This is a genomic window from Pedobacter sp. KBS0701, from assembly GCF_005938645.2.
Lineage (GTDB): Bacteria > Bacteroidota > Bacteroidia > Sphingobacteriales > Sphingobacteriaceae > Pedobacter.
The window spans coordinates 2,672,263-2,685,180 of sequence record NZ_CP042171.1 but is presented as its reverse complement, the minus strand read 5'-3'; the positions used below and the strand labels follow the sequence as shown (position 1 = coordinate 2,685,180).

The following is a 12,918-nucleotide window of genomic DNA, read 5'->3' as shown; positions in this document are numbered from 1 at the left end:
AATGCAAGGTTTATCATTTACAATGTACCTATCGTTATTTAAACGCAAGAACATGATGTTGGCCACCCAATGCCTGTAGTTTAAATAGGTTTAACGGATAAGAACTACTTAATTTCTATTTTTGGGGTATTGTGAATAAGCTGCTGAACGCAAGAATTAGAAAAGAAATTGGCTACCAAACTTTATTTTGGTTGGCATTATTGATGTTTGGCACTGCCAGGAACTATGGTGAGTGCGGAGAATCTGATTTTAGAGAATTCTTCTATTATGGCATCTGCCACGTAATATTTCAGATCGTTGGAGCTAATTTTATTTACTACGTTTTGATCAGGAAATATTTCGACCATAAAAAATATGTGCTGTTTTCAGCTTGTCTTTTATTCGCCGTCTATGTTCTGGGAGTGCTCAACCGTATATTCATTGTTTACTTCGCGGAGCCATTTTTTGCCAATTATCCAAAGAACAGTATCATAGAGATTGTAACAGACATAGAATACCTCCTGATCTGTTATATTATTCCGATTCTTTCGGGCGCATTCATATTCATCTCAATCATGTATATTTTACGCTATAAGAATGAGAAACAAAACACGGTACAACTTCAGAAAGAGAAAGCTGAACTCGAATTGAACGCCTTGAAATCGCAGCTCAATCCCCATTTTCTCTTCAACACACTCAACAATATCTACTCCTTATCTATCGTCAATTCCAGTTATACCTCGGAATCGATCAGCCGGCTTTCCGACATCCTGGATTATATTCTGTATAAGGGGCGGCAGAGGCTGGTGAGAATCTCTGATGAGCTTAAAATAATCGATGCCTACATTGAACTCGAAAAGTTGCGATATGACGAACGTTTAAGTATTACCAAATTTGAAAATATTGAATTTGTGAATTTAGTTCCCCCACTACTGTATTTGTCATTAGTTGAAAATGCCTTTAAGCATGGTGCAGAAAGAACAGGCGGAAATATTGATATTCGTATTTCGGTAATAACCACTATTGATTATTCTGTTTTTAAAGTAGGAAATTCAGTATTTGAAGAAAATTCCGGTAGAAGAGAGAATAAGGGTATAGGTCTGGAGAATGTGGAAAAACAACTGCGCTCCTATTACCCGGATCAATATTCAATGAAAATAACCAATAAAAACAATTGGTTTACAGTTGAAATAATAATCCCCAGAAATCATGATTAATTGCATTATTGTAGATGATGAACCTTTAGCTGTTAAGCTTCTCGAAAATCATATCTCTAAAATTGAAGATCTGAAACTTGTGGCAAAAGGAAAAAATGCTTTTGAAGCATATAAACTGTTACAAAACCATGAAGTAGACTTGATGTTCCTGGACATCCAGATGCCGGACCTCAATGGGATAGAATTTGTAAAATCCCTGACTAAAAAGCCCATGACCATATTTACTACTGCATTTAGAGAATACGCTATAGACGGATTCGAACTCGAAGCCGTAGATTATTTGCTGAAGCCCATTACTTTCGAAAGATTCTTTAAATCGGTTTACCGAATATTAAGAAATACAGAAAGGGATATTCCTGATTTTGTTGTGTTTAAAGCCCAAGGATTTAACAGAAAGATCAAAATAAATGACATTCTCTATTTCGAAAGTAATGGAAATGATGTTAAACTCATTCTTACCAATGATATCCTGACGGTTTCTAAAACCTCTATTTCTGACATGGAAACCAGTTTACGAAACAAAGGATTTGTAAGGATCCACCGTTCTTTTCTGATCAATCCAAATGCCGTTACGGCTGCGAACCACAATGAGATTCTGCTGGGGAAATTTACGGTTCCTGTAGGCAGAAGTTACAAAAAGGACTTTGATAATTTTTTCAGGCAGTTTTTTGCAAAACGATTGATCTGACCAGATAAATTGTTCAGCTCACTGATCAAAGATAAGCAGCGATTGTGCATAGCTTAACGTTAGCAATTTTTATTGAACTTTTGTACATTAGCTGAAAGTATTAGCTTGGGTTGCCAAGATTAGTTAAGCCTAAAAAAGTTATATGTAATTTTTAAAAGGTAACCTACTATAAAAATTGCTTCCTCAAATGTCAGTGCCGTTCAGCATTATTTCTCATTCCCATTAGTCCATTAACCTTTATGCGCTTATTATTTTCTGCGGTTTCTGCTCCCCACCCGGCATAGCTTTAAGCAAAAGAATAAAGTGTTACACCAAATTTTGTCAGCTCATACTCCTCTTCTAATAGAGCTTTGTTTGTGTAGACTTTAACAGCAAAAATTTGAAATCTGATGAAATCAGAAATTTAATTTAAGTATGCTCAGCTTTCAGCTCAAAGATTTTCAGACCATCTTATAAGCCGAAACGTCACCAAAATGAGGCAATCATCTTATAAGAATTTCTTGCTCATCAGCAGCCTTCAGGCTTCATTTATTGTGTAAAATGCCAGATTCTTTAATAGTAATACAGACTTTACCAGTTTTGCACGATACATAGGGGTGCTTTCAGGTTCTTCCCCAGGCTACAGACTATAAGAATTTAATTGAATCAATTTACTTACTTAACCCTGGTTTAACGATAAAAAAAACACATCTACATTAGATTTACTGATTCGTTAGTGAGGCATTTTGTTTTATCATGGGTGGATTTTAATAGGGCTTATTGGGTACCATTTGGACTTTATTAGCATACAGTGTTTGCTTACTATTGCACTTAAATAATAGGCTATTAACTCATGAATAATGAATTGACTTTTACTCCTCCAATGGACAATGTACCAAAACCATGTTGTCGCAAATGTGGTACTGAGCTTACACGTATACCGCGCACAATATTTATGAAAACAGTACTATTCTGGCTCCCTGTAAAAAATTATATATGTTATTGTTGTCTGCGTAAACAGTGGCGAATAGTCAACAATAAAAAAAGTAGGTTATAGAAATAAATCGCTGATATTAAGATGATTATCTTGTTTAAGGTAGAGCCGTAATTTATGTTATGCTAAATAGCCTCATCAATACACATTAGGTATGAATAAAAATCAATTTACAGGGATTTCCATTAATATCTAAAAAAATATGAAAACCTTACCATTAAAATGGCAAAACATCAGACTTAACAGAATAGCGCCTTATATTTATCCGCGTTATTTCAGGCTACAACCAAGCTATACCGAGTTAGTAGCCGGGCATCATTTCTACTTAGATGACAAAAACTGCTGGTGCGAGGTTTTCTACGAAAAAATAAGTGATGGTTTCTGGATGCTGGCGATGGAAATTCGTATTAAACACAATAACCACTACATTTTAGAGACAAAGAAGGGGCTGAGGGGTTACTCATCGGTAAATATTCTTTCCAGCTCCAAAAAAATAGGATACTTTGATGGCAGGGATATTGATTGGGCAAATAATTACGTTTTTTTTTCGAGTCCGGGCACTACTAGTGAGATTTACCTCGAGAAAGGGACTACGTTGAGATGCTGCAAGTTAATCTTTGCAAATAATTACCTGGAAAGACTAGCTAACCCCAGCGACGATTCAGATAATATCTTTAGTAAATTTACCCGTACATTGTCCCATCGTTCAGCGATAAGAGCAGAATTATTTTTACAAGATCGTCTCTTTGCTATTTTGCGCTTTGAGCGGAAAAGCTACCATTATCGGGCGTCACTTTTTAGTATGTTATTTGAGCTGACTGCTTTTTTTTTAAAACTATCTATATCACAAAATCATTCCGACAATACATCAACAGAAAAAAATGCCTATATAATGTTGAAAGCTACGAAAATTCTTGAACAACATTTTCCTCATAAATTTCCGGGGGTTGTTGCTCTTGCAGATGGCTGTGGTATATCCGTTTCTAAGCTTAAACGCGATTTTAAAAAAGCCCATGGGATGACACCTCTTAAATATTTCAGGAACCTGCAAATGAATTACGTATCTGGAATGTTGTCGGGAAGTGAAAAGACTGTTAAGCAATTATCGGCGGAACTAGGATTCAAAAAAAGCAGTACTTTCTCCGCATGGTACAACAAAATAAATGATAACAATGAATTAAATTATGATACTGGTGTATAAAGTTACGCAAAGAAAAATATTCTTTGTGTAAACCATGATGAACCACTTTTACTGAAATACACAATCCATAGCTGAAAAATTTATGGAATGGCTTACTTTATAGTATGTATATGATGATTTATTTTCCGTTAGAGAATACTTCAAGATCATTCCGTTTGACCAGGTCATAAAGTGCTTTTTCTGATATACCAAAATGCTGTTGGGCCTCAGTCATACTTATGCAGTAAACCATCGCAGGGTTTTTAGTTCTTTCAGCAGGTTGGATTGGCTGAAAATCGACCTTTTTAAATGCCTTATCCAGATGCTTCCTTTTGATTAGTGTTTTCCGTTCGCTGAACTGGATTGCTTTAATCCTGGCATTCTTGATCTGCTGATAAATAATCCTCTCACTGCAATGAAGCAGGCGCGCAGCCTGTTTCACCGTAAGGAACTCTGCGGGCTGGTCATTGATCGCTTTTGTACGGGTACTAAGCGTTTGTTCATTGCTGGCAGAAATCTTTAGATTTCGGATTTTTTGTTTGTAGTGCCTCCTGTTACAGTTCAGGCTGCAGTACTTAGTGACCGTAGTCTTCGCCAAGAATGTCTTACCGCAGTGTTCGCAGATTCGCTCAACTGTTATATTGCTACTCATTTCATCCTTTTTTGCTGCATTTGCTGCAAGTCGACAGGAATTTAGACGCCTAAACATCAGTGGTAATTTCCCCCTAAAATAGTGGGCTATTAGTACCGTTTAATGTTTTTTAGTGTCGTTAAGTGTCGATAAGCGACATCATTTCACCCATGATTTTTTTGGGAAAAATTTGAGTCGCTCGAGCAACAAATGAGCAACAAAAATGCGAAAAATAGTGGTAAACTTCCAAGAAATTCAAGTGGAAATATTAACATAACTTATTAACAATCAAGCGATTAATTGTCGTAAGTTGTCGAAATTAGTGGTTGTTTTTTGGGGTTATTTGCCGATACAGAAAATACATGTATCTGTAAATCAGGTTTTTATATCAAAAAAGTAACAATGCAAAAACTAAAATAACATCGGTGGTTATCTCGCCCGTGTGTTGATAACTTGCTGAATCTTAAACCATTTAGGACCTGATATTTGATGAGTGAATATTTGATAATGTGACTTTTTGCGAGCTGTCGCTTATTCTAATGTGGTTTTGCGGTAGCGTAGAAGGTACATGAGAGTGCTGTTTCTCAATAGCGAACATTAGTGGTGTAAAATTATAGTAACAGCTTCAAATATTTTTGAAGATGATATTACTGAGATCTGCTTTTGCCTTCCATAGACGCTTTTACACATGCAATCCATTTCACAGTAAGAAATTTTAACTTTTTTTAAGACAGGTACTTTTCTTATTCAATTCTGACCAATTTAAGGTTCATTTCTGGCACGCAAAGGAATTTCCGGCATAAACGCTCCTGTAGCCTTTGCCCGCTGGCCCATTTATTCCGTTCCTCCTTTTGCTTTGGCAGAAGCTGAACCTTGCTGGGTTCCATAATTAAATCAGAAAGATTATGGAAAATTTAAGTTTTAAAGTAGCAGAGATTGAGATCAGTTACCGTCCGGCATTGAAAATGGCAGAGTTGCCACAGATTACTTCTTCTAGGGGAGCGAATGAGGTTTTGATGGACCGTTGGGATGATGGAAGGCTGGAGCTTGTCGAAGAGTTTAAAGTGATTTTGCTCAACAGGAGAGGTAGGGTATTGGGTGTGGTGAATGTCTCACAAGGCGGGTTTTCGGGAACGGTTGCTGATCCCAAGGTGATCTTTGCGGTAGCGCTCAAGGCCTGTGCGAGTGCAATTATATTGGCACATAATCATCCAAGTGGGGAATTGTCTCCGAGTGATGCTGACCTCGCTTTAACCAGGAAACTGAAGTCTGGTGGGGATATCTTGGGGATTAGTGTGCATGACCATCTGATTGTTTCCAGGTACGGGTTTTATAGTTTTTTAGATGAGGGGATGATGTAAAGTTCTACCTTGGTTGGTGGTCAAGTAATGCGACTTCTTTTTACTTATTTTCTTTAAAAAAGTGATCTTCGAGTATTTTTTTTGCAATCATCGCCGAAGCATAACATCCAAAATCGTGAAAGTCATCAGATTTTCCCTTATCTCCAAAATCTACAACGGTCTTTATGCACAGTGCGGTTGGCTTTGGCGCTGCAACAGAATCAGCTGCACACATCAATCCATAACCTTCCATTTCAATTCCAAGAAGTTTTCTATTCTGTTCCAAAATTTCATTGAATTTGGACTTGTTAGCAAGCACTGATGCTCCCGAGGCAATGGGGCCGGCCAATAACTTTATGTCATAGTCTGGTTTGGTCCCTTTGAATCTGTTTCTAATTTCAAAGAAAAAATTCTTATCCATTTCGATTAGCGATGAATACTTGACTGTTCGTGTGTCTGGTTTATACTGAAAGGGTTCGATTTGGAAAACGCTTGATGAAATTTTGGCATTATCATTTATTTCAGTTGTCCATTTGCCACTGCCCCAGTCCCAGATTGGATTTCCTAAAATTGTGTCCCCCAGATTTGTCTTGCTGGAGACGCCTGCCATAATTCCGGTCATGATCATAACTCTTGGTCGAAAATCATAGACCATCTTCGTTGCCAGAGTAGTAGTAGCTGGTATTCCCATACGCATAGCGTGCGCAGCAATCACTTTTTTCGCTGGATTTCCCGGTACAGTTGCCTCATGATAAATTGTATCGTCATGGGAAAGGGCATCAATAATTTTCCATGACCATCCGTTTTCAAGATTGGCCTTTAGTTCCTCTCCCAGTGCGCAGATAATGGCTGCATCATAACTATAATTCTGTTGTGTATACTGTTGTTTCTGTTTTGAAGTCACTCTATGTTGAATCCCACTCAATAGCGAAGTCTCCCAGTCATCAGAATTCTGTTCGTACTTTATGATTGTAAGAGTGTCCTTTCCGAATTTCTCATTGGCTGCTTCAAAAGAATCCGACTTTGCGGAAAGTCCGATGATGTGTGTTGGGATTTTGTATATGCTTTCCCGTTGTAGAATTTCATCTAATAGCTTTACTCCACCCAAAGGGTCTAATTCCCCGGATTTTTTCAGTGGAATGGCGATGTCAAGAATGAGCATATCAAAATGTGCAGTCTTCATAAGTTTTTTAGCCTCATTGGAATCCATCACATCAATTACATCATTATCCGTATCAAGCTCTATAACTTTTTCTAGTAGCCTGTATACAGATTTAATTTTTTGCGGCTCATCTTCAACAATAAGTATCTTAAACATTTTTTAGTTTATTATAATTTATAATCTGTTTTACCTTCTCACGCCAGTCATCATACTTGACGTTGAAGTGGACAGCTCCTAAATAAATTTCAGGAAACTGCTCTAACAGATCGCGATCAAGTTGCTCTAGTGTTATTTTTTCACCTTTAGGTTCAAAAACATCGAATTGTGTTATCACTATTACGGGAAAATTGATTCCACGCCTTACCATCTGCAGTAAAAGTTCCTTTCCTGCATAGGATTGGGGACGCCCACCTTGGTGGCCCTTTGAAATATCGAAAGTTGTCATCGTCATATCTAGAAGGATAAGGTCAAAACGTTCTTGGATAACACATTTTACGGCACTTTGAAGTGATTTAGCCTCAACATAGTTCGAATGGATTTCCTCAGATGCGAATTTTGTTATCTGCACCCGCTTATCATCGTCATCTTCAACTATTAATATCTTCATCTTTTCCATTTTTTTATTGTGGATCGGTTGTTTTTTTGACCGGTGGGAGAGTCAAATTTAAAAAGTAAATTCTATCGATTATGCCGAAGTCAATGGATACTTGATAATTAGGAGATTGGTTGAGATCTTTCAAACTCTGTAAAATCTTAAACAAACCGGTTCCATTCTCCTTTGTTATTTCTGAATGATAATTATTCTCTGCAATTTTTTGCCTTTTAGCTTCTAAGATTTTTTCCAAATTCTGAAGATTAACATCCGCACCGAGTTCGTTACGAAGGAAAAGGGAGAGGAGTTCTTCATCTTCTTCTTGCTTAACAGAAATCTCAATGTCAACATGAGGGATTTCTAAACCTGATCTTTTTACTACATTTTCGAATGCATTTGTCATGATATCGAAGAATATCGGTAACTTATTGATTTTGATGGGGTCGGGTCTTTGGGTTACGATTGTATATTTTACCGAAAAGTTTGGTGTAGTGTCTTGCACAATTGCTTCGGCCACACTGATTGCATCTTCAAGTGGAAACTCTGTGTTTTCAAATGAACTTGCTGGCGTAAACCAGTCACTGATTCGCTCAAAAACAGGTTGTACCTGAGTTCTACACGTGTGGATTGCGTTGTCAAGGTCACTTATAACTCCACCTCTGGCCACTTGATTCTGCAGATTGTTAAGCATCTTGATTACCTCAGGTTTAGCATCATTGTTTAATTTATCCCGTACAAGGAAAAGTGCTCCAGTTAACCGCTCTTCCATATAGCTAATTACAATGTCCATGAACTGCGTGAAGGATGTATTGGGAGATAGTTTTGACTGGATCAGTGCGACCTCACCATCTCTTAGCGGAGGCATAAAAAGGGCCTTGTCATTATTTCCCTTGTTGATCACGATCCATTCATATATTATAGTTTCGATAAGCTTGTCATATTTCTCTGAAAATTTTCTGAATATAGGATCTAAATCTCTGGAATTGTATAGATCTGCGCCCAGTTTTTCAAGCCAGTGAAAATTCTTTTTGTAAACACCATTCTTACTCTCTTTTTTAGTTATAAGATGATTTTTAGACATAAACTTTCTAAGCTGGTTTTCTATTGCACCATGTCTTAACCTTGTACTCAGATACCTATCGAGACCAAATTCTGATGAGGAGCTATAACCCTCAAGAATTTCAATTAAAATCGATCTCAATAATGAAAATGGTTCATTGATAGGAACTGCCATAGTTAAAAGTGCAGTCGGATCGTCATCATAGGCTTTTGCTTTCGCTTCGTGTGATTGTTTTTGAGCATCGAGTCCCAGCCCATTTTTTAAATAGACCTGATATCGTAAAAAGTTTTCCCTTATTTCTTTGTTTGCCCAGTTACGGAACTTTTCCAGATCGACATAAATCTTATTTTGTTCCATCTCCAGCATTTTTTGTCTGATAACCTGTTTTCTGACGATCTTCTTAATTTCCAATTCATATTCCTCAGAATTGTCAATGTCTATTACTAGAAGTTTCCGTAGGACGGCCAACCTTTCTTTTTCAACATCCTCAGGGGTATCAAATTCAGTAGAAATATCCATTATGGATTGTATGCAGATGTACCTCAAATAGTATATCATTTCGCTAGAACCATCATATTCGAGCTGCGAAGGTCTTTCATGTCCGTTAAGAAGAAGAAAGTCCTCGTATGCAAATGCTCTATATGATTCTTCAGTATCAGCAGAGTACTTAAGAATCATATCAATTACGATGGAAAGTGAGATTTTATCGTTGACCATTTTCCATTCCTTTAACTTTGGATCCAAAATTTTTGCGAGTTCGGCGAGTGGAAAAAGATCGGCAATAGAATCATCAAGAACATATTTTTTGGAAATATAACAGCAAACCTCGCTAATGCGGCCAGCCTTCAGAAGAGAGTTGGACATCATTTGCATACCTAACCGTCTAAAATGGCTATATTGAGAGACTGTTAGGTATTCCGCATAGGTAATTGCACTGTCCGTCTCACCCAAAAGGTAACTGTCAGTTCCTTTTTTTAGATAAATTTCTTCTGCGATAACCTTTGTGTTGTCTAAACTGTCCGGGTAAGATGCAAATCTTAAACCAATATCCTTTTTAGAGCTTAAAAAACCTTCTAAAGAAGAAGAAAGTAGTTCACTGTTTTGCGCCACCTTAATCAACAGAGGGTGCGCATGGCCATATTTGATTTGGTGCCCTAAAGTGAGGCTTTGGGAGATTTTGTCTGGAGCAACAAAGAACGCGGCCATGGGGAATACTCCTGCCCAGGGAAAACTGGCAAAGTTATCAAAAGATTTTTCTATAGTGTTTTGAGTAGCCTGGTTACCCAATCCTTTGGTAAACAAATCGAACAAAGCTTTTTGTATCATGGCACCAGGAGAGATACTGCCAGGATGAAGTGTATCCTGATTTGGTTCAGGAACATCTGCGATACCCAATTCATGCAGTTTGCTATCTGAAAGCAATGCATCAGTAAAAGCAAGAAGAAATATCAGATAAGGATCTCCTGGTGTAAGTTCTATCCCCTCCTTGGCCAATGCATTAGCTTTTTCAATATTACCTTGTATGTAAAGGTCATACACTTCAAAGGCGATATCACTTTCACATGTATCTTTGTATTCGTTTGCGATCAATGCGGAGAGAAAATCTAATCGCTGATCCTTCATTTTTTCTTGTAAAGCCTTAATAATGAATAGTATGCTTGATTTTAGTTCAGAGTTTGATACTGCACAGGATCGACAGAGATAAATAAAAGACTCATAGAAATCGATAAGAGATCTCGATTGGTCTATCCTTGGCAAGTCTATTGCTTCTTGCGGGCTGCCAGACTCATCTGCAAGCAGATGGAATCTGATATAAATACCTAGATCATTCTTAGTTTTTTCTCCCCATTGACGAAAGTTCTGCTCGAATTGTTGCTCATACCTGCTTGCAGTCACTGAATCTTCATTTCTCAAGCTTATCCAATAGGTTAAATATGCTATGATTCCAGTATGTTCTATGTTATTTTTGATCAGATCGGCATAAGCTTTTTGTGCCTGTAATCCCTGACTGAACTGGATTAGAGCCATTTTGTTTTTAATCAGCCAAATCGAACAGCCATATTCATTTTCTATCTTTTCCAGTGTAGTTGAGGCTTCCGTGAACTTTCCACTGATAAATTCTTTTGAGAAGTTTTCAGAATAAATGATAAAATTCTGAAGACGCGAAACTGATCTGATCAGGAAGGCTTTCATCCAGCTTAGTTCCTTGTAAGGGTCAATTGGAGGCAATGTTCTAGATTCTTGAAGATCAGTATAGGCAGGGTGCTCTCTAAAAATTGCTATTTTTTCTAAAAGAGCTGGACGTTTAAGGATTTCGTCAACAAAAACTCCGTATTGTGATGCAGGAATTGTATTCCTCAGCGAAGCCAAAAAAGTATACGGGTCCTTTTCTTGTAGAAATTTAAAAGCTAAAGCAGAGATATTTGGTTTTTTTGAGGGCGGCATAAAAATAGTAAACCTCAAATATATATAAAAACGTATAATTTATTAGATAATAATTTGCTCGATATTTTCCTTTGTATTATGAAATCTATATGGTTTTAGAGCCAACCTTTCCAACATTGGATAGCATACATTTTTTACATGCCAATTTTGGGTAACAAATTCAAAACAATATGGAAACAACCGTACTGGAATTCTTTCCTGCTTTGGAAGCAGGACATGATCCTAAAAACTATTCTTATGCCAAAGAACAAGTGCCACTCGGCACCTATGCCGCTAAGCTCGACTTTATGTTATGGTCGAAAAGTGGCCTGACGATCAACTGTTTTTTTACGCTGGTAGATTCCCATAAAAAGATAACACTATCGGTTTACCGTAAATCGGCTAACCAAGGTAGATACATGGCTGGCGAAACAGAGGTACGGTATCTGCCATTCGGAACCGAACTGGTGCTGACCGTTGAAGCCAATGAACTGGGTAAACCGCTACTTACTGATATGGTTATTGCAAAATCCTAAAGATAAAACAGTTCATTTCAGTTTAAAGCACCGGCTCGGGTTTCTCGCCGTTAGTCCTTTTCTCCTTAAAAGAAAAGGAGCAAGCGGAAGTTGGGCTAGGCCCTACTTATTGCCTCTATAGCGAGCTATAGGGGCATTGGTAGAATTCTCCGGGAATTCTTTGATAGACTGAAAGTACCGCCAGGGCCAATAAAGGATATCTTTAAAGAATTCCCGTTCAACGACAAAACAGCAATGGAAAACCTGAATGCCATAAAATATACCAGGGTCACGGGTGATAAACTGCAAAAAATCAGCCATGCACTTGGCCGCCCCAAACGGACGGTTTTCGCGCAGATGGTGGATTATTTCTACCGGAATAAAAAGGATCCGACTGACCTGAACGACGAACTGTTAAAGGTTGCGCTTGCCAAGGGGCATAAAAGTTATATGGCTTTTATCCGCGCGCAGGAAGACTTATTGTTGGTTCCGATCAAGCAGGGTGTAGATAAGATGATTACCAATCAAAAGGATATCGTCAAATTCTTCAATGAGCAGGTGCTTAATGCCAATAAAACCCTGGTTAAAAACCAGGAGCTGTTTTTGAAAACAGCTCAGGATAATGATCGGCTGATCAAGCTCATCGCGCAGAAAATGGAATCGCGGGAAAATTTGAAGATTAAGATATTACAGCTATTAAACATTTATATCAAAGCACGTGAAGAACTGGGCACGTTTAAAACCAGGGAAAAGGAAGAACTGGCAGAACTGACGCGTAAACAGATCGAAAGTCTATAGGCTATGTTTATCAATATTTCAGCAAGCGAAACGGGTAACAATAAAGGAAGGCCTTTGATGAAATGTTTGCTTACCAGAGACAGAATCGCGAGAGTTTTACTTATGCCAATACGCAGAAGAATGGGAATCTAGAGGAGCGGCTCGCGATGGCCGGGCAAAAAGATAAACAGGAGAAGGTACGGGCTGTTTCAGCTCAGGAACAGAACCAGAATGTTTCGCCACAGCTATTGGCTGAACCATCAGATACATTATTGGATCTGCTTTTGGTCCGGCCAGAATTCGATCCCATTTCACCAGCCCTGCGGAACAAAAAACGGAAAAAACGAAAAACGCAGCAGCATGCACTCAAATTTTAAACA

At 38.0% G+C, this 12,918-nt stretch carries 10 protein-coding genes and 1 pseudogene; 7 read left to right on the top strand and 4 right to left on the bottom strand.

The window, feature by feature from the left end; translation table 11 throughout:
- Positions 1-131: 131 nt before the first annotated feature.
- The 3 genes from FFJ24_RS10730 (at position 132) to FFJ24_RS10720 (ending at position 4,058) form a co-directional block, all read left to right on the top strand.
- Entirely contained in the window at positions 132-1,196 is a 1,065-nt protein-coding gene (locus FFJ24_RS10730) for a sensor histidine kinase (RefSeq protein ID WP_210419501.1), read from the top strand.
- On the top strand, positions 1,189-1,884 hold the full coding sequence (locus FFJ24_RS10725) for a LytTR family DNA-binding domain-containing protein (RefSeq protein WP_138821496.1): 696 nt from the start codon (positions 1,189-1,191) through the stop codon (positions 1,882-1,884). The genes FFJ24_RS10730 and FFJ24_RS10725 overlap by 8 nt, the downstream gene beginning before the upstream one ends.
- A 1,175-nt stretch (positions 1,885-3,059) precedes the next feature.
- Complete coding sequence (locus tag FFJ24_RS10720; RefSeq protein WP_138821495.1) at positions 3,060-4,058, top strand: helix-turn-helix domain-containing protein; 999 nt, start codon at positions 3,060-3,062, stop codon at positions 4,056-4,058.
- 118 nt (positions 4,059-4,176) lie between these two features.
- On the opposite strand, the gene FFJ24_RS10715 is transcribed toward FFJ24_RS10720, so the two are convergent.
- Positions 4,177-4,689 carry a helix-turn-helix domain-containing protein gene (locus FFJ24_RS10715; RefSeq protein ID WP_168202455.1) on the bottom strand — a complete coding sequence of 171 codons (513 nt, stop codon included), beginning with the start codon at positions 4,687-4,689 and terminating at the stop codon, positions 4,177-4,179.
- A gap of 884 nt (positions 4,690-5,573) precedes the next feature.
- Here FFJ24_RS10715 and FFJ24_RS10710 point away from each other — a divergent pair.
- Entirely contained in the window at positions 5,574-6,029 is a 456-nt protein-coding gene (locus FFJ24_RS10710; protein WP_138821493.1) for a JAB domain-containing protein, read from the top strand.
- Positions 6,030-6,069: 40 nt separating this feature from the next.
- Here FFJ24_RS10710 and FFJ24_RS10705 read toward each other — a convergent pair whose 3' ends face one another.
- Genes FFJ24_RS10705 through FFJ24_RS10695 form a run of 3 tightly spaced genes read right to left on the bottom strand, consistent with a single transcriptional unit; the run spans position 6,070 to position 11,267 of the window.
- Entirely contained in the window at positions 6,070-7,326 is a 1,257-nt protein-coding gene (locus FFJ24_RS10705) for a response regulator (RefSeq protein ID WP_138821492.1), read from the bottom strand.
- Positions 7,319-7,777: a response regulator gene (locus FFJ24_RS10700; RefSeq protein ID WP_168202454.1), complete on the bottom strand. Its 459-nt coding sequence runs from the start codon at positions 7,775-7,777 to the stop codon at positions 7,319-7,321. Before FFJ24_RS10700 ends, FFJ24_RS10705 begins: the two co-directional genes overlap by 8 nt.
- Before the next feature lie 13 nt (positions 7,778-7,790).
- The gene (locus FFJ24_RS10695) at positions 7,791-11,267 is read right to left on the bottom strand and encodes a hypothetical protein (protein ID WP_138821490.1); all 3,477 of its coding nucleotides are present in this window, start codon (positions 11,265-11,267) and stop codon (positions 7,791-7,793) included.
- 170 nt (positions 11,268-11,437) lie between these two features.
- On the opposite strand from FFJ24_RS10695, the gene FFJ24_RS10690 reads away from it, so the two are divergent.
- From FFJ24_RS10690 to FFJ24_RS10680, 3 genes and pseudogenes are all read left to right on the top strand, one after another.
- Positions 11,438-11,782 (top strand): hypothetical protein, encoded by a 345-nt coding sequence (locus FFJ24_RS10690; protein WP_138821489.1) that lies wholly within the window; start codon positions 11,438-11,440, stop codon positions 11,780-11,782.
- A gap of 234 nt (positions 11,783-12,016) precedes the next feature.
- Positions 12,017-12,559, top strand: a complete 543-nt coding sequence (locus FFJ24_RS10685; protein WP_138821488.1) for a BfmA/BtgA family mobilization protein — start codon at positions 12,017-12,019, stop codon at positions 12,557-12,559.
- A 59-nt stretch (positions 12,560-12,618) separates the two neighbouring features.
- Positions 12,619-12,915 (top strand): annotated as a pseudogene (locus FFJ24_RS10680) (hypothetical protein); the annotation flags it as partial.
- Positions 12,916-12,918: the final 3 nt, after the last annotated feature.

Coding starts and splice junctions, on each gene's coding strand:
- FFJ24_RS10725 (WP_138821496.1), top strand. CDS start 1,189: ATGATTAATTGCATTATTGTAGATGATGAACCTTTAGCTGTTAAGCTT.
- FFJ24_RS10720 (WP_138821495.1), top strand. CDS start 3,060: ATGAAAACCTTACCATTAAAATGGCAAAACATCAGACTTAACAGAATA.
- FFJ24_RS10715 (WP_168202455.1), bottom strand. CDS start 4,689: ATGAGTAGCAATATAACAGTTGAGCGAATCTGCGAACACTGCGGTAAG.
- FFJ24_RS10710 (WP_138821493.1), top strand. CDS start 5,574: ATGGAAAATTTAAGTTTTAAAGTAGCAGAGATTGAGATCAGTTACCGT.
- FFJ24_RS10705 (WP_138821492.1), bottom strand. CDS start 7,326: ATGTTTAAGATACTTATTGTTGAAGATGAGCCGCAAAAAATTAAATCT.
- FFJ24_RS10700 (WP_168202454.1), bottom strand. CDS start 7,777: ATGAAGATATTAATAGTTGAAGATGACGATGATAAGCGGGTGCAGATA.
- FFJ24_RS10695 (WP_138821490.1), bottom strand. CDS start 11,267: ATGCCGCCCTCAAAAAAACCAAATATCTCTGCTTTAGCTTTTAAATTT.
- FFJ24_RS10690 (WP_138821489.1), top strand. CDS start 11,438: ATGGAAACAACCGTACTGGAATTCTTTCCTGCTTTGGAAGCAGGACAT.
- FFJ24_RS10685 (WP_138821488.1), top strand. CDS start 12,017: ATGGAAAACCTGAATGCCATAAAATATACCAGGGTCACGGGTGATAAA.